Origin of the sequence: Actinophytocola sp. (assembly GCF_009379765.1) — a bacterium.
GTDB lineage: Bacteria > Actinomycetota > Actinomycetes > Mycobacteriales > Pseudonocardiaceae > Actinophytocola.
On the sequence record NZ_WHTD01000001.1, the window covers coordinates 113,465 to 128,577 of the forward strand.

General features: G+C 67.7%; 17 protein-coding genes. 10 read left to right on the forward strand and 7 right to left on the reverse strand.

Features of this window, described 5'->3' with window-relative positions:
* Positions 1–16 precede the first annotated feature (16 nt).
* From GEV28_RS00395 to GEV28_RS00410, 4 genes are all read left to right on the forward strand, one after another.
* Positions 17–1,291 carry a DUF1116 domain-containing protein gene (locus GEV28_RS00395; protein ID WP_291407317.1) on the forward strand — a complete coding sequence of 425 codons (1,275 nt, stop codon included), beginning with the start codon at positions 17–19 and terminating at the stop codon, positions 1,289–1,291.
* 28 nt (positions 1,292–1,319) lie between these two features.
* Positions 1,320–2,261: a DUF2877 domain-containing protein gene (locus GEV28_RS00400; protein ID WP_291407319.1), complete on the forward strand. Its 942-nt coding sequence runs from the start codon at positions 1,320–1,322 to the stop codon at positions 2,259–2,261.
* A 129-nt stretch (positions 2,262–2,390) separates the two neighbouring features.
* Positions 2,391–2,918, forward strand: a complete 528-nt coding sequence (locus GEV28_RS00405; RefSeq protein WP_291407321.1) for a DUF488 family protein — start codon at positions 2,391–2,393, stop codon at positions 2,916–2,918.
* A 198-nt stretch (positions 2,919–3,116) separates the two neighbouring features.
* A complete protein-coding gene (locus GEV28_RS00410; protein WP_291407323.1) occupies positions 3,117–3,560 on the forward strand; it encodes an OsmC family peroxiredoxin in 444 nt (147 codons plus the stop codon).
* Positions 3,561–3,621: 61 nt separating this feature from the next.
* On the opposite strand, the gene GEV28_RS00415 is transcribed toward GEV28_RS00410, so the two are convergent.
* The 4 genes from GEV28_RS00415 to GEV28_RS00430 all read right to left on the reverse strand — a co-directional run bounded on the left by GEV28_RS00415 (position 3,622) and on the right by GEV28_RS00430 (position 6,871).
* Complete coding sequence (locus GEV28_RS00415) at positions 3,622–4,047, reverse strand: hypothetical protein (protein WP_291407325.1); 426 nt, start codon at positions 4,045–4,047, stop codon at positions 3,622–3,624.
* Entirely contained in the window at positions 3,966–4,544 is a 579-nt protein-coding gene (locus GEV28_RS00420) for a hypothetical protein (RefSeq protein WP_291407350.1), read from the reverse strand. The genes GEV28_RS00415 and GEV28_RS00420 overlap by 82 nt, the downstream gene beginning before the upstream one ends.
* A gap of 147 nt (positions 4,545–4,691) precedes the next feature.
* Positions 4,692–4,970, reverse strand: coding sequence for a DUF3040 domain-containing protein (locus GEV28_RS00425; RefSeq protein WP_291407327.1), 279 nt, complete (start codon positions 4,968–4,970; stop codon positions 4,692–4,694).
* A 776-nt stretch (positions 4,971–5,746) separates the two neighbouring features.
* Positions 5,747–6,871, reverse strand: coding sequence for an epoxide hydrolase family protein (locus GEV28_RS00430; RefSeq protein ID WP_291407329.1), 1,125 nt, complete (start codon positions 6,869–6,871; stop codon positions 5,747–5,749).
* A gap of 62 nt (positions 6,872–6,933) precedes the next feature.
* Between GEV28_RS00430 and GEV28_RS00435 the strand changes: the two genes are divergently transcribed.
* The 4 genes from GEV28_RS00435 to GEV28_RS00450 all read left to right on the forward strand — a co-directional run bounded on the left by GEV28_RS00435 (position 6,934) and on the right by GEV28_RS00450 (position 10,540).
* A complete protein-coding gene (locus GEV28_RS00435; RefSeq protein ID WP_291407330.1) occupies positions 6,934–7,908 on the forward strand; it encodes a YafY family protein in 975 nt (324 codons plus the stop codon).
* An 88-nt stretch (positions 7,909–7,996) separates the two neighbouring features.
* Positions 7,997–8,704, forward strand: coding sequence for a polymorphic toxin-type HINT domain-containing protein (locus tag GEV28_RS00440; RefSeq protein WP_291407332.1), 708 nt, complete (start codon positions 7,997–7,999; stop codon positions 8,702–8,704).
* 1 nt (position 8,705) lies between these two features.
* Entirely contained in the window at positions 8,706–9,242 is a 537-nt protein-coding gene (locus GEV28_RS00445; protein ID WP_291407334.1) for a hypothetical protein, read from the forward strand.
* A gap of 83 nt (positions 9,243–9,325) precedes the next feature.
* Positions 9,326–10,540, forward strand: a complete 1,215-nt coding sequence (locus tag GEV28_RS00450; protein ID WP_291407348.1) for an RHS repeat-associated core domain-containing protein — start codon at positions 9,326–9,328, stop codon at positions 10,538–10,540.
* 468 nt (positions 10,541–11,008) lie between these two features.
* On the opposite strand, the gene GEV28_RS00455 is transcribed toward GEV28_RS00450, so the two are convergent.
* Both GEV28_RS00455 and GEV28_RS00460 read right to left on the reverse strand, forming a co-directional pair.
* A complete protein-coding gene (locus GEV28_RS00455) occupies positions 11,009–11,671 on the reverse strand; it encodes a response regulator transcription factor (protein WP_291407336.1) in 663 nt (220 codons plus the stop codon).
* Entirely contained in the window at positions 11,668–12,786 is a 1,119-nt protein-coding gene (locus GEV28_RS00460) for a histidine kinase (protein ID WP_291407338.1), read from the reverse strand. The genes GEV28_RS00455 and GEV28_RS00460 overlap by 4 nt, the downstream gene beginning before the upstream one ends.
* A gap of 217 nt (positions 12,787–13,003) precedes the next feature.
* Here GEV28_RS00460 and GEV28_RS00465 point away from each other — a divergent pair, with 217 nt between their 5' ends.
* Both GEV28_RS00465 and GEV28_RS00470 read left to right on the forward strand, forming a co-directional pair.
* Positions 13,004–13,468, forward strand: coding sequence for a DUF6223 family protein (locus GEV28_RS00465; RefSeq protein WP_291407340.1), 465 nt, complete (start codon positions 13,004–13,006; stop codon positions 13,466–13,468).
* Between the two features lie 155 nt (positions 13,469–13,623).
* Positions 13,624–13,818 carry a hypothetical protein gene (locus GEV28_RS00470; RefSeq protein ID WP_291407343.1) on the forward strand — a complete coding sequence of 65 codons (195 nt, stop codon included), beginning with the start codon at positions 13,624–13,626 and terminating at the stop codon, positions 13,816–13,818.
* Positions 13,819–14,322: 504 nt separating this feature from the next.
* Here the strand turns inward: GEV28_RS00470 and wrbA are convergent.
* Positions 14,323–14,931, reverse strand: coding sequence for an NAD(P)H:quinone oxidoreductase (gene wrbA / locus GEV28_RS00475; RefSeq protein WP_291407344.1), 609 nt, complete (start codon positions 14,929–14,931; stop codon positions 14,323–14,325).
* Between the last annotated feature and the right edge of the window lie 182 nt (positions 14,932–15,113).

Below are 15,113 nucleotides of genomic sequence, written 5' to 3' on the forward strand. Positions count from 1 at the left end.
GATGAGGACATCGACCATGGCAACATACGACTCCATCGACGACGCCAACAACGCGATCGCGCAGAAGATAATCAGCGCTCAGCCACGGCTTGTCGACGTGGTTCGTGCGAAGACGGTCATCCCGGAGTTGTCGGAACGGCTCATTCTCCATGCCGGGCCGCCGATCGCCTTCGCGGACATGCCGGAGCCCGTCCAGGGATCGGCCATCGGAGCGGTCCTGTTCGAGGGCTGGGCGAAGGACGAGAGCTCGGCGCGGAAGGTCTGCGAGAAGGTGCGGTTCGCTCCCAACCATCAGTTCCACGCGGTCGCGCCGATGGGTGGCATTCTCACCGGAAACATGCCCGTCTTCGTGGTGGAGAACGCCACCGACGGCAACCGTGCCTACACGACCCTCCACGAGGGTGAGGGGAAGGTTCTGCGCTACGGCGTGTACGACCAGTCCGTCAACGACAACCTGGTCTGGTTGCGGGACGTCCTCGGCCCTGCGTTTTCGAACGCGCTCAAGTTGCTGCCTGGCGAGGGACTGCCGCTCAACCCCATCCTGGCTCAGGCGGTCGCGATGGGCGACGACTTCCACGTTCGTAACACAGCCGCGTCGAGCCTGATGTTCCGGGAACTGGCGCCCAAGCTCGTGCAGGCCGCACCGCCGCAGAAGGATTTGCAGACGCTGCTGGACTTCCTGTCCGGAAACAACGAGTTCTTCCTCACCCTCGCGATGGCCGCGGGCAAGGCGGCCCTGGACGCCGCGGCGACCATCGAGGATGGGAGCGTCGTCACCTGCCTGACGCGCAACGGGCGCGAGTTCGGCATCAGGGTCAGCGGGCTCGGCGACCGGTGGTTCACCGGGCCTCTCGGCGAGTTGGACACGCTGTACTTCCCTGGCTTCGGCGACGAGGACGCCTGCCCGGACACCGGCGACAGCGCCGTCCTCGAAGCCTATGGTTTCGGTGGTCTGGTAGCCGTCGCGGCACCGGCTGTCCAGCAGTTGGTCGGTACCGGTGACGGCGGCTTCGACGACGCGCTCGCGACCAGCGACGAGCAGTCGGAGATCGTGGTGACCAACAACCCGAACATGCCGATCCCGAACTGGAGCTTCAAGGGCGTCCCGGTCGGGCTCGACGTTCGCCGGATCGTGTCCACAGGGGTCGCGCCCTTGATCACGACCCCGGTGATGCACAAGAAGGCCGGGATCGGGATGGTCGGGATCGGAAAGGTTCGCGCACCGATGCCGTGCTTCGTCGCGGCCCTCGAAGCCCTCGCAGAGACCCACGGTGTCGCGAAGACCACCTGAGGTCGAGCTCGGCGAAGGACGGCCAGGCATGTCGATCACCCGAATCAGTACGCAGGCGCTGCGGATACTCGACGAGAACCGCACCGTGGAGATCCACTCGGTTTTCACCAGGGCGGTCAACCTGCGGGCGGGGGAGCGGCTGATCACCTGCACGGCGGATGTCGTCTCGGCCCCTCACGGTGTGGAGATGACATTCGCCGGCCTGGCCCGACTCCAGCGACTGCACCGCGAGGCGCCGGGTGCGGTGTTGGACTGGCGCCCGCGCGACCGGAGCATGAGCAGTCGCACCGCGACCGCGGTGATCCCCTCGACCCCGCGAACGACCGTGTTCGACCCGGCCCTGCCGGCGGCTCGGCGCGACCCGATGAGTCGCCCCGTCGGCCACCTGATCGGGCACTTGGCTCGGGTGCGAGCACTCACCGGGTTCGGCGACCGGTGGCCGTCCCTCACCGCCGACCCTCACCTGACGGCCGCCGTCGACGCGCTGACCGACGACCGGGCCGATGACCGCACCGTCGATGACGCGGTGCTCCACCTGCTCGGCCGGGGCCCCGGACTCACCCCCAGCGGCGACGACGTACTGGTCGGAATGATCGCCGCGCTCTGGTTCGTGGGCGAGATCGACGCCTCGAGTTTGGCTCCGCTGCGGCACCTGCTCGCCGATGGTGCGCTCCGGCTCACGACGGACATCTCGGTGGAGTACCTGCACCACGCGTGCCGAGGGATGGTCGTGGGGCCGTTGCACGACCTGCTGCTCGCGCTCGACCGATCGGACAGTTCGACGACTGCCGACGCGGTGAGCCGGTTGTGTCGCTACGGCCACACGTCGGGAATGGACTGCCTGCTGGGTGTGGTCACCGGCTTGCGGCACATCGCCACGGTCCACGCGCACCCAGGTAGGTCGCGGACGCGCCGGCAAGCCTCACGCGGTCGCAGACCGGAGGCTCCGCGCGCGCCGGCCGTCAGGTAGGCGAGACGCTCGCCCGGCGGTTCACGCCCGCACGAAAGCCGAGCACCGGCAAGGAGGATGGCATCCCTCGCAACCCGTTTCGGCGATAGCGGCGACTCGCGCCGCCTCAGCGCGGGGTACCACAGTGTCATGGCGCCTTTGCTCCTCACCGTTGGACATGGCACGACGAGTCAGGTCGAGCTCACCGGGCTGCTGCGCGCGGCGGGCGTGGCCTGGGTGGTCGATGTGCGCCGCTATCCGGGCAGCCGGGCACATCCCCACGTCAGCCGCGAGGCGCTGGCCGGTTGGCTTCCCGCGGCCGGTATCGGCTACCGGTGGGAGGAACGGCTCGGTGGCCGGCGTCGGCTGCCGGCCGAGTCACCGGATCGATGGTGGCGGGCGGACGCGTTTCGCGCCTATGCCCACCACATGCGCGGCGCCGAGTTCCTCGACGCCGTCGACAGTCTGCTCACCGACGTGGCGGCGGCCAGCACCGTGGTGATGTGCAGCGAGAGCCTCTGGTGGCGCTGCCACCGCCGGCTGATCGCCGACTTCGTGACCCTCGCCCGCGCGACCCCGGTACGCCACCTCGGCCATGACGGCCGGCTCACCGGGCACCCGGTCGCCGCGGGCGCCCGCCGCACGCCCGACGGGGTGCTCGTCTACGACCTGACCTGACCGGCCGCCTTCCTTGCCGAGGTTGCCGACAGCCGGCAGATCGCGGCGGTCCGGTTGACGGCCGCGGCACCTGTTGTCGGAGCGGGTCCACGGGAACCATTGACGTTGACCCAAGGTGCAACAACCCGCCGGTTCGGTGCCTCACGTAGCCGGCCCGGCCGGTCACCTGTCCACGCGTTGATACCGAAGGAGCCGGACATGAGCATCGCGCAGCGAACCGCACGGACGAACTGGGAAGGCTCGTTGGCCGCCGGCGGCGGGACGGTCCGGTCGGGTAGCGGCGCACTCGACGGGCTCGACGTGACCTGGGCCGCGCGGACCGAGACGCCCGGCGGCAAGACCAGCCCAGAGGAACTGGCCGCCGCCGCTCACTCCTCCTGCTTCGCGATGGCCCTGGCGCTGCTGCTCGGTAAGGGCAACACACCGCCGCAGCGGCTCAGCGTCGAGGCGACGGTGACCCTGGGCGACGTCGACGGCGTACCGACCATCGTCTCCTCCGCTCTGCGCGTGGACGGCTGGGTCACCGGGCTCGACGCGGCGGGGTTCCAGAAGGTCGTGGACGAGGCGAGCGCATTGTGCCCCGTCTCGCGGCTGTTCGCCGGCGCCCAGGTCAGCGTCGAGGCCGCTCTGCAGTCGAACTGACGAGCATCGGTCGGCTCGATCCCGGCCGAACGGATCGACGAAACCACATGTGGCGGCACGCTCACAGGACGCCCTTCACGCGCAGCTTGTCGAGCAGCAGATGAAAGTAGACCACGCCTTCGTAGGGGTGCCACGGCGACGTCAACCGTCGAATCTCGTCGTAGCTCGGTTTCCCGGCAAGATGGAACAGGTGCTGCAGGTTGTTCTGCGCCCCGATGTCGTCGCCCGGAAAAGTATCCAGCCTTCCCAGCCCGCGCAGGAGCACGTATTCCGCGGACCAACGGCCGATGCCGCGAATGGTCGACAGGGATTCGACGACGTCGGTGTTGGTCATGCCGTCGAGGTCCGCGAATGTCAGACGGTGGTCGGCCACGTGGGCGGCGAGCTCCTGTATCGCAAGTGCCTTCAGGCGACTGAACCCCAGTCCCTTGACGGACTCCGCGGACACGTCGGCCAAGTCGGCCGGCGTGGGGAACGCGTGCCGCATGGTGCCCTGGGTGACGACGTGCGCCCCGAATCGCTCCGAAACCGGTTCAACAACACAATCCCCAGGTCAAGTGTCACCTGTTGGCACGCGATGGCGTTGACCAGTGCCTCGAAGACACTCGGAAACCGCGGCGGCCGTACTCCGAGAAACCGCTCGACAAGACCCTCGATGGCGGCATTGCCGCGCGCACGGTCGTAGAAAGGTCGTAGATCGACGGCAAGCCCGAGCACCTTGTGCACCAGTCGCCCGGCATCCTCTTTCGCCTGCCGGCTCATTCGTGCTGCCGATTCCAAGGTGACGAGCAGTGTCGGTTCGACGCCGAACGTTTCCTGGGTGACGGTCAGTCGGGCCGGAACATCGTCGGCGACGATGATGCGGCTGTACCGGTGGCCGTCCCAGCGGTCGACGACATTCTTCTTCCGTCTGCGCAACGCCCAGGCGGTGAGGTCGAGCCGAAAAGGAGGCGTCGCCGGGAGAACAATCGTGGCACGGGCCATACAGAATATTGTATCGGCCAACCGCGGCACTTCTGAGAACCTCGCCCATTCCCACAATCCGATTTCATCGTCGGGCCGCCGTCCGCGAACCCGCGCCGGGAACGGAGCCGGCCGCGACGCTGATGCCGGTCGCCAGGATCGGGACTGTCAGCGCTGTTGTCGCCGGTCGGCGTTGCCTCGGTGGTGTCGGGGGCTCCAGATCAGTCCGCCTGTGGCGGCGAAGGCCAAGGCGGCGGCGGGTGCCCCGGCCAGCGCCATGACGGTGCCGAGCAGTGCCACGACGACGAGCACGATGGCGTAGGCGAGCCAGCGATGATCCGGTGGCGGTACCGCGACGGCGCGGAAGGATCGCTCGAAATCCGGGTCGTCGGTGACGAGCCGGCGCTGGATCTCGCACAGCGTCTCCCGTTCGCGATCACTGAGCATGACACACCTCCTGGGGTGCTTCCCGGCGCTGGGTCACCGCCGGATGTCACATGCATCGGGCGTCGGTTTCGAAGTGCCGGCTCGGCTCTCGCGCGGCGATCCTTGACGACAAATGGTGTCAGGTCCAATTGCGGCGCACGACTGATTTGTATCGTATCACGATATATGTCGGATTGCGTCGCCGTCGGCGTGCACAGTGGTCTGGTCGAGCACATCGCTCTCGTTGACGACGACGCGGAACGTGAAGTCGACACCGCTGGGCGACGTGTCGAGAAGGCCGACCTCGCTCGTGAACCTGCATAGCGATATCCCAGGTTGTACTCGGCCCAGCCATGGCAGCTGTCGGGAAGGTCGGGGAACGCCAAGGCTTCCTCGTAAGGTTTCGCGTTCACCTCCGCCGGCCCGACCACGAGGAACTCGTCGATGTAGATATCCCGCACAGAGACCTGGACCGGGTCCACCGAGGCCAGCGAGATCTCTCCCGCGCCGGTCTGGGCGCTCGTCGAGCACGCTGGTACAGGGCCAAGGCAGAATCGGTGGTAGGTGCAGCCGGACCACCTGGCGGTGCTCGGTCAGTGTGGACAGTTCGTGTGCGTCGAAGTCCCGCAAACGGGTCCACAGCCCGATGTACGGTGCGAGCGGTGCCTGCGCCTGCATGCCGCCCAGGTGCTCGATCGTGTCGATCGCCCGGGCTCGCACGCGGTTCAGCAGGTACTGGCGAGCCAACGTGGCCCGGTTGAGACGGCGCCGGCTCAGTGTCTCGGTCACTGTCTTGGTCATTGCAGCGGTCCGAAGAACGCGCGCAGGTCCGCCGCCAGCTCGGCCGGGGCCTCCATCGCCGGGAAGTGCTTGCCACGCTCGAACTGGGTCCAGTGCGCGTCGGGCGGCGCCGGGACCACCCGGCGGACCGTCTCGTCCGCGCCGAAGACCGCGAAGCCCTGCGGCACCGCCGGCGGCGCGCCCCAGTCCGCCGAGTGCGCCTGCTCGTAGAGGGTGTGCGCGGCGGTGGCGCCGGAGCCGGTGAACCAGTACAGGCTGACCGTGGTGAGCAGCTGGTCCCGGTCGATCGGCAGGTCGGTCCACTCCTCGAACTTCTCCGCGATCCAGGCGAGCTGCAGCAGCGGCGAGTCGACCAGGCCGTAGCCGATGGTCTGCGGCCGGCTGGTCTGGATCGCCAGGTAGCCGGAGCCCTGCTTCTTGAACTCGGCCATCCGGTCCAGCACCACCTTGTCGACCGGATCGTTCTCGTCGAGCCGGTCGGCCATGCCGGGGAGGAACGTGGCGACGTTTGCGGCGGTCAGCGGGTCGGTCACCACGTGCACGCCGATGACGTGTTCGCCGTCGAGGCCGGCGACCATGCCGGACACGCCGCCTCCGATGTCGCCGCCGTGCACGCCGTACCGCTGGTAGCCGAGCCGGCGCATCAGCTCGATCCAGGCGCGCGCGGTGCTGCCTATCGTCCAGCCGGTCGCGGCCAGCGGGGTCGAGAAGGCGTAGCCGGGCATGGACGGCACGACGACGTGGAACGCGGGGCCGTCGGCCGGGTCGACCAGCGGCTCGATGAGCTGCAGGAACTCGGCGACGGAGCTCGGGAAGCCGTGCGTCAGCAGCACCGGCCGCGCGTCCGGCCGAGTGGACCGGACGTGCAGGAAGTGGATGCGCTGGCCGTCGATGTCCGTGGTGAACTGCGGGTACTGGTTGAGCCTCGCCTCCTGGGCGCGCCAGTCGTGTTCCGTGCGCCAGTACTCGGCGAGCTCGCGGAGGTAGTCCAGCGGCACGCCGCGGGCCCATCCCACGCCGGGCAGCTCGCCGGGCCAGCGGGCGCCCGCCAGCCGGCCGTGCAGGTAGTCGAGGTCGGCCTGGGGGATTGCCACGCGAAAGGGCTTGATCTCATCGCTCATACCGGGAAACCTAGAAGCAATAGCGGAACGTTCCGTTCCTAGATCCTCGGCAGGATCGAAAAATGTTGGAAACCTCGGCGCGGCTGCTGCGCCTGCTGTCCCTGCTGCAGAGCCGGCGCGACTGGACCAGTGCCGAGCTCGCCACCCGGCTCGGCGTCACCACCCGCACCATCCGCAACGACGTGGAACGGTTGCGCGGGCTCGGTTACCCGGTCCACGCGCGACCGGGCGTCGCCGGCGGCTACCGGCTCGGCGCCGGCGGCACGCTGCCGCCGCTGCTGCTCGACGACGAGGAGGCGGTGGCGGTCGCGATCGGGTTGCGCACCGCCGCCAGCGGCTCGATCGCCGGCATCGAGGAGACCTCGGTGCGTGCGCTCGCCAAGCTGGAGCAGGTGCTCCCGTCGCGCCTGCGCCACCGGGTCAGTGTCTTCCAGTCGCACGTGCTGCCGATGCCGTCCCCCGGTCCACGGGTGGATCCGGACGTGCTCACCACGATCGCCGGTGCGTGCCGGGACCACGAGCGGCTGCGGTTCGACTACCGGGCGCACTCCGGCACGACCAGCCTGCGCTCGGTGGAGCCGTACCGCCTGATCAACGACCGGCGGCGCTGGTACCTCGTGGCCTGGGACGGGGATCGGGACGACTGGCGCACCTTCCGGGTCGACCGGATCGAGCCGCGGCCGCCGACCGGCCCGCGCTTTACCCCGCGTGCGCTGCCGCCGGACCGCGAGGTCGCCGCGCGGGTGGCCCGCGGGGTCCACGAGGCGACCTGGCGGTACCGGGCGCGGGTGATCGTGCACGCGCCGGCACAACACGTCCGGGACCGGCTGCCGATCCCGGTCGACGTCGAGTCGCTCGGCCCCGACCGGTGCGCGTTCGAACCCGCCTCGGACCACCCGCCGATGCTCGCGCTCTACCTGGGCCTGCTGGACGCCGACTTCGAGGTCGTCGACTCGCCGGAGCTCGTGGCCGCGCTGCACACGCTCGCGGACCGCTACCGGCGCGCGGTCGGCACCAGCCAGCACACATCCGACTAGTGTCGCGTGATTCTTGAATCAGGCGCGAACGGGACGGCTCTCCTGCCGTCCTGGCGGTAACAGCTTCTCGCCAAAAACTAGAGTGCTGATGACCGACGGGACAAGCAAACCGATCGAAGACGTCGAAGTTGGCGACGAGGTGCTAGCCACAGATCCCGCCACGGGGCAGAGTGATGCGCATGAGGTCGTCGCAACAATCGTCGGACATGGGTGGAAGAACGTCGTTGAACTGACGTTCGACGTCGATGGTGTCGACGGAAGCCGAACTGCCACGCTGGCCGCAACAGATCATCACGTCCTATGGGCGGATGATCTTGGCGGATGGGTGGCCGCGGGTGATCTGCCGGTCGGCAGCAACTTGCGAGGCCTTGACGGGGACGTCGAGTTGCGTGCCCTCGCCCGCCACGTCCGGAATCAGGAAGTGTACAATCTGACCGTTAGTGGCGTTCATACCTACTATGTCTTGTCTGGCCCTGTTCCAGTCCTGGCTCGCAATGACGATGGCGGCAATGACCTAAGTCGCGAAACAGTTCGGTTGTTGGCGATGCGAATGGCAGGTATACCCGTGGATGCGGAACCTGTTGATATTATTCGCAATGCCTCGGGTGTCCAGTACGTCTACGATATGGACGGTCGCAACATGCTCGTAACTGAAAATACGATGGATAGATCGCACCCGGGTCAGCCGCATTGGGAAGCCGGTGAAATGAAACAAAACCAGCAAGTTGACAACCACGGTCGTTGGCGTGTGGCGAATAACAAGATAAAGGTAAACTTCTCAAGTGAGGGATGCTAGCGTGGAGTTTGAGTCCACAACTCCCGCCGAAGCTGCGGAAATCCGTAAGCGGTGGGCTAGGTCGCCGCAGGAAAGTTTCGACGAATTGGCCCGTGGTCTGACCGAATACGGCGTAGATATGTATAACGTTAGTTGGATGTCCGCAGAAGATTCTGAGGTGGCAATACGTCACTGGAGGGCGTTGGGTGCCGAGAAATACGGCCGATTGACTCTAGTTCCTCCCGAAGGAAGCAACGTACGTCGAGGGGAATTTAGTGATGGGACCGTGCCCCCATGGCTAGCGCAAGACCGGTGCTCTCAGAGAGTACTTGTCAGCTTTTCGGCTGCGATGCCTGTTGGCCTCCTTGCGATTTGTGAATGGGGATTCGTTGTGGACAACCTTAGTCAACTTGCTCGGGCGGACGGTGATGGCTATGCCGTCGCAAAGTCAGACTTGCAAGGGGTTGTTCTGGTCAACATTGATGATGACCTTGGCGATAAGGCTTTTCTGGTCGATGCGTGGGGTGATTTTGTTTTGAATGTCGACGATGGACAATAGCGGGTCTTCGAAGTTCGAAGTTAACCGGGCAGGGGCGGTTTTCGGCTAGTTCGTTGGTGACGCACTGTAGTCAATTGTGGGGTGTGGGCCCCGGTGTAAGGCGCCCGCAGCTCTTCGTGATCAGGTTCTCCACGACCGAGTACGGCGGCGACCGGGTCACCGTCACCCCACCAGAGGGCGGCACGACCACCACGACCATCACCGACGGCCGCGACCGCACCGTCGAGGTGCAGCAACACACCCCGACCGGCGTCGACACCACCAGCTACGCCTACACCCCCGCGGGGCAGCTCGCCGAAGTCAAGGATCCGGGCGACAACACCTGGAGCTACGAGTACGACCTGCGCGGCCGCAAGACCGCCGAGACCGACCCGGACCGCGGCCACACCACCTACGACAAGGTCGGCAACCGCGTCACCGAGACCCAGTACGCCCTGTCCGGCGACATCTCCAAGACTTACGCCTACACCGGCCACACCCTCGACTCGGTCACCACCACCCACCCCGGCGGCACCAACCTCGACACCTACGACTACGACCCCACCGGCAACACCACCAGCCGCGCCCTGGCCGGCGACGATCAAACCCTCGAGTGGGACGCCGAGGGACATCTGGCGAAGGTCACCGAAAACAGCCAGGAGACCAGCTACGTCTACACCGCCGACGGCGACCGCCTGATCCGCCGCGACCCGGACGCGGTCACTTTGTTCCTGGGCAACCAGGAGGTTCGTCTCGATCGTGAGTCGCGTGAGGTGTCGGCGACCCGTTACTACGAGCATGCCGGCCGTACGGTGGCGGTTCGCACGGAGTCGGGTGTGTCGTGGTTGGCGAGTGATCACAACGGCACCGGCGAGATCACGATCGACGCAGCGTCGATGCAGGTCAACCGCCGCCGTCATCTTCCGTTCGGTGAGCCTCGCGGCACGGCCCCGTCGGCCTGGCTGGGCCAGCGTGGCTTCGTGGGCGGCACCCTGGACACGTCGACGGGCCTGACCCACCTCGGCGCCCGCGAATACGACCCGACGGTGGGTCGGTTCCTGTCGGTGGACCCGATCATGGACCTGGCCGACCCCCAACAAATGCACGGCTACACCTACGCCAACAACAACCCCGCCACCTTCACCGACCCGGATGGGCTGTACCCGATCTGTGGTGGCGGGGCTGGTGGGGACTGTGCGGTCGAGGGGCCGATCTGGCAGTCGAACCCGAGCAAAGCGCAGATCCGGTCTGGGTCCAGGTCGGCGGCCGCGGATGCTGTCGCGGTGAGGGTACTGATCGCGTGGTGGATGATCAGGTAGGCCCAGATCTCCTGGTGGACCAGGTCCGGCAGCCGCGACCTGAGCACTCGGCAACGTCACCTCGGTCGCGGACACCCCCGCTGGTCTGACCGCGGACACGCAGTGCTTCCGCTACGACCACCTCCGCCGCCTCACCGAGGCGTGGACCCCCTCGGCCGGCTGCGGCGACGAATCTGGGCGCGTACCGACAGTGGCCCGGCGAGGATCTTGCACGGGTCGAACTTGGGTTTGATCCATCCCCAGTCGATCAGGTCGCAGAAGAACCCGCGCAGGCTGTCGATGCGTTGTACCTTGCCCACCGCGGTCAGCGGCTGGCCCTTCTTGGTGGTGTTGCGGTTGTGCCCGGCCCACTGCCGTGCACCGCGTGCGGGGTGTCGGCGACGTACTCGGCGGCAATGTCGCGGGTCCACAGCTGTGGTTCCAGCACCTCGGGGTGTCTCTCGGCGGCCTGCACCCGGACCGTGGATGTCAGGGGTTGCGCGGGGCTATCAGGCCGGATTCGTAGGCGAGGACTACGAGCTGGGCGCGGTCGCGGGCGTGGAGCTTGACCATGGCTCGGTTGATGTGGGTCTTCGCGGTCAGTGGGCTGATCACCATGCGGGCGGCGATCTGGTCGTTGGACAGGCCCTGCGCGACCAGGGCGACGGCCTCGCGCTCGCGGTTGGTCAGTTCTTTCAGCCCCGTGCCGGCGCCGGTGTTGAGCGGCTGGGTGACGTACCGGTTGATCAGCTTGCGGGTGATCGACGGTGCGAGCAGGGCGTCGCCGCGCGCGGCGACGCGTATGGCGTGCAGGAAGTCTTCCGGCTGGATGTCCTTGACGAGGAACCCGGCCGCGCCGGCGCGCAGCGCGTTGAAGACGTATTCGTCCAAGCCGTAGTTGGTCAGGATGACGACGTGCACCCGGGCCAGGGTCGGGTCCGCGGCGATGCGCCGGGTCGCCTCGATGCCGTCGATGACCGGCATCTGAATGTCGATGAGCGCGATGTCCGGCAGATGTTCCCTGGCCAGCGCCAGACCCTCCTTCCCGTCTGCGGCCTCGGCCACCACCTCAATGTCGTCCTCGACGTCAAGGAGCGCGCGGAATCCGCTGCGAATGAGCGGCTGGTCGTCGACCAGCAGGACACGGATCATGGCGTTTGATCCACGGGAAGTTCGGCTTGGACGGTGAAGCCGCCCTCGCTGCGCGGTGCCGCCCGCAGATGACCTCCGAGGGCGGTGACTCGTTCGCCCATCCCGAGCAGCCCGACGCCGGGCACCGGTGCGGTGTCCGACGTGGCCTTGCCGTCGTCATCGACCCGTATGACCAGGGCGTCGGGACGGTAGTCGATCCGGACCGACGCGGTAGCGGCGGCGGCGTGACGGGCGATGTTGGTCAGCGACTCCTGAACGATCCGGTAAGCGGTCCGGTCCACTGCGGCCGGCACGTCGTTTCGGTGTCCCTCGATCGTCAGCTTCGCGTCCAGGCCGGTCGTTCGGACCCGTTGCACCAGTTCCGGGACGTGGTCGAGCCCATGCGGCGGGTTCTTGTCGTCGTCGCGCAGCGCCTCCAAGGTCGCTCGCAGTTCCCGGGCCGCCTCACGACCGGCCTCCCGGATCGCCAGCAGGGCCTCCGGCACGTGTTCACCCCGCTTGCGGGCCAGGTGGACGGCGACTTCGGCCTGCACCTTGATGACGGAGATCTGATGGGTGAGCGAATCGTGCAACTCCCGCGCGATGTGCAGCCGCTCCTCGTCGGCGCGGCGCCGCGCGGTCTCCTCGCGGGTGCGCTCTGCCTCATCCGCCCGGCGCTCGGCCTGCCGCAGCGCTTCACCCGCCGCACCGGCGGCGACCAGCCACGCGATCTCGAGGGCACCTCGGGCCTGCGTGAACGCCTCGCCCACGGTCCAGTCGTGGGGAGAGGCCAGGAGCGCCAGCGGAACAGTAGCCAGCATGATCACCGAACCCGCCACCGTGACGATGCGGTGTCCCGCCCGTACCGCGGCGTACACCGCGAACAGATACGCGACGACAGGCACGTCGAAACCGACGGCTTGGTAGCCCAGCGCGCACAACCCGGTCACGGTCAGCACGGTGACCGGAGCCCAGCGGCGCGCGGCCAGCGCCAGACCGCCGGTTATCAACAACGCGAAGCCCAGCGGGTCGAGACTCGTGGAGGGGTGTTGCTCGGACAGCCCGGCGACCAGCAGGGTCGCCGCCACGCCGACGGCGATCACCCAGTCTCGGACACCGATCCGTCCCCAGCTCATACGTGCACCCTAACCAGATGTTCGCGCGGGCAACTCCTGCACGCGGATGATCAGCCACCTACCGCACACGCGGTACTTTCGCGACTCCTGCGGCGTCCGCGGCAGCCGGCTACGGCATCGGCGGCAGCGCGAATTGCCCGCGTCAGCAGGACGACCGGCGGTGGGGCCGGCGGACATGATCAGCGATGTCCAGTCGTAGGAGGAGAAGGAGCACCTCATGTCCGTCCGTCACCTGCTTGCCGCCGCCGCGGCCGGCCTGCTCGGCGTTTTCGCGCTTGCCACACCGGCCGCAGCGCAGGTCTTGGTCCAGTCGGCAGACGTCGATGCATACACCCTGACTGCCGCGCGACTCTGGGCCACCTTGGCCGCGCTGCTGGGGCTGGTCGGCGCGGTCATCGGCGGGCTGGCGCTGGCCCGTTCCGTCCGTCGTATCGGCGACGGCGGGAGAAAGGGGGCCATCGTGGCCCTGGCGTCGGGGCTGATCGCCGTGGTCGTTGGCGCGCTGAACCTGGCCGTCGCCGACGGTGGTCCCGGTACCGGAAACGGAGTGGTCGGTGGCGCCTTGGCTCTGGTGTTGGGGCTGGTCGCCATGGTCCTCGGCGGGCTGGCTCTGGCCCGCTCCCGCCGCACCGCTGACCGGCTGACCGCAGCGAGCCGTCGGTCCCGCCCTATGCCTTCCTGACCGCACAGCCAAGCCCGGCCCTTCGCGGGCCGGGCTTTCGCCACGAAGGCAATCAAGGGACAGGTGGTGCTCATGTAGCGCGGAAGCTCTGCCCTATAACGGCCGCTGCGGCAACGAGTACCAGCTCACCCCGAAGGGCCGCGAGCTGACCTCGGGTGATCATCACCTTGATGGAGTGGGGCGATCGCCACCTGGCCGGCGAGGCGGGCCCGCCGCGCGTCGCCGAGCACAAGGACTGCGGCGGACACGTTGTCTCGCAACTGGTTTGTGAGGAATGCGCGCGCCCGCTGCCGGTCGACGAGGTCGACAGCCGGGCGACCAGGTCGGAACTGTCAACCGTCGCAGGCTGAGCACGATCGCGTGAGCCCGACCGGCAAACATCGGCCACGGCTGCCGCTGAGGACCTCAACCTCCTCAGCCTGCTACCGCACCTGGCAGTGAACCTCCATCGCGCGCCGGTGGGCCTCCAGGCGCGGCTCTACGAACTCGCCAAGCTCCGTTCCATGCTGACCACGAAACGGACCACGCCATGATCGAGATCACGCTACCCGGCGACAGGATTGACGACGTCGCTGCGGCCGCCGCGGAAACAAGCGACGGCGCGAAGGTCGTCAGACGCTGCTGGTGGTGGCGAGGTGCGGGTGGAGGACGCCGGCGAGGAAGCGGGGCAGGGTGATGGCGCGGGCGGAGGCGGGTGGCTGGGGGCCGAGCCAGAGATGAGGCCGTGTTTGGTCGGGTGGAGCCGTTTGTGCAGGCGGGGAAGTACGTTCTCGACGCGGTCAGCGATGGCCTGAAGGTTGCTCACCGGTTTTCCTCCTTGTCACATCGAATCAGGTCACGGCTGCTGGCCCGGGTCAGGCAACGCGGCCGGCCTTGAGTGCCGCCGCGGTGTCGACGGCGCGCCGGGCCTGGTAACGGGCCGCCTGCAAGACGACGTCATCGGGTGGGCCATCGCCGGCCACGTGGGAAGTGCCGTAGGGATTGCCTGTCTGGAACTGGACGGGGTCGGTGTAGCCGGGGGGCACGATGATGCCGCCCCAGTGGTAGAACACATTCCCCAGCGCCAGGAGGGTGGCTTCCTGTCCGCCGTGGGCGGTGCTGGAGGCGGTGAAAGCCGTGTACACCTTGTCGGCGAGCTTGCCCTCCCGCCACAGGCCACCTGTCGTGTCGATGAACGCCTTGAGCTGGCTGGCCAGATTGCCGAAGCGGGTGGGGGTGCCGAACAGCACCGCATCGGCCCAAGCCAGGTCGTCGAGGCTGGCCCCGGCGATGTCGGCAGTGTCCTGGAGGTGTTGGCCCCAGGCCGGGTTGGCGCTGATCGCCTCCGGTGGGGCCAGTTCGGCGACCTTGCGCAGTCGCACGCGTGCGCCGGCCTTTTCCGCGCCCTCGGCGGCGGCCTGCGCCAAGGCGTGCACGGTGCCGGTGGCGCTGTAGTAGATGATTGTGGCGTTTACCGGTTCCATGATCGGGTTCCTTCCTTCGTGGGTCGGGCTGTGGTCCGACACCGCGCTGGGTCAGCCGGTGAAGGGTTGGGGGCCGAAGCGGCCCCACGCCACGAAGGCGGCCACGGCGAGCAGGGTCAGGTTCACCGCGATTGGCTGGGCCTCGTGCCGGCGGAGGTGCGTGATGATCGCGCCGACCATCA

Excerpts from the sequence above, each read along its gene's own strand:
- GEV28_RS00395 (WP_291407317.1), top strand. The coding sequence starts at position 17 with ATGGCAACATACGACTCCATCGACGACGCCAACAACGCGATCGCGCAG.
- GEV28_RS00400 (WP_291407319.1), top strand. The coding sequence starts at position 1,320 with ATGTCGATCACCCGAATCAGTACGCAGGCGCTGCGGATACTCGACGAG.
- GEV28_RS00405 (WP_291407321.1), top strand. The coding sequence starts at position 2,391 with ATGGCGCCTTTGCTCCTCACCGTTGGACATGGCACGACGAGTCAGGTC.
- GEV28_RS00410 (WP_291407323.1), top strand. The coding sequence starts at position 3,117 with ATGAGCATCGCGCAGCGAACCGCACGGACGAACTGGGAAGGCTCGTTG.
- GEV28_RS00415 (WP_291407325.1), bottom strand. The coding sequence starts at position 4,047 with ATGCGGCACGCGTTCCCCACGCCGGCCGACTTGGCCGACGTGTCCGCG.
- GEV28_RS00420 (WP_291407350.1), bottom strand. The coding sequence starts at position 4,544 with ATGGCCCGTGCCACGATTGTTCTCCCGGCGACGCCTCCTTTTCGGCTC.
- GEV28_RS00425 (WP_291407327.1), bottom strand. The coding sequence starts at position 4,970 with ATGCTCAGTGATCGCGAACGGGAGACGCTGTGCGAGATCCAGCGCCGG.
- GEV28_RS00430 (WP_291407329.1), bottom strand. The coding sequence starts at position 6,871 with ATGAGCGATGAGATCAAGCCCTTTCGCGTGGCAATCCCCCAGGCCGAC.
- GEV28_RS00435 (WP_291407330.1), top strand. The coding sequence starts at position 6,934 with ATGTTGGAAACCTCGGCGCGGCTGCTGCGCCTGCTGTCCCTGCTGCAG.
- GEV28_RS00440 (WP_291407332.1), top strand. The coding sequence starts at position 7,997 with ATGACCGACGGGACAAGCAAACCGATCGAAGACGTCGAAGTTGGCGAC.
- GEV28_RS00455 (WP_291407336.1), bottom strand. The coding sequence starts at position 11,671 with ATGATCCGTGTCCTGCTGGTCGACGACCAGCCGCTCATTCGCAGCGGA.
- GEV28_RS00460 (WP_291407338.1), bottom strand. The coding sequence starts at position 12,786 with ATGAGCTGGGGACGGATCGGTGTCCGAGACTGGGTGATCGCCGTCGGC.
- GEV28_RS00465 (WP_291407340.1), top strand. The coding sequence starts at position 13,004 with ATGTCCGTCCGTCACCTGCTTGCCGCCGCCGCGGCCGGCCTGCTCGGC.
- wrbA (WP_291407344.1), bottom strand. The coding sequence starts at position 14,931 with ATGGAACCGGTAAACGCCACAATCATCTACTACAGCGCCACCGGCACC.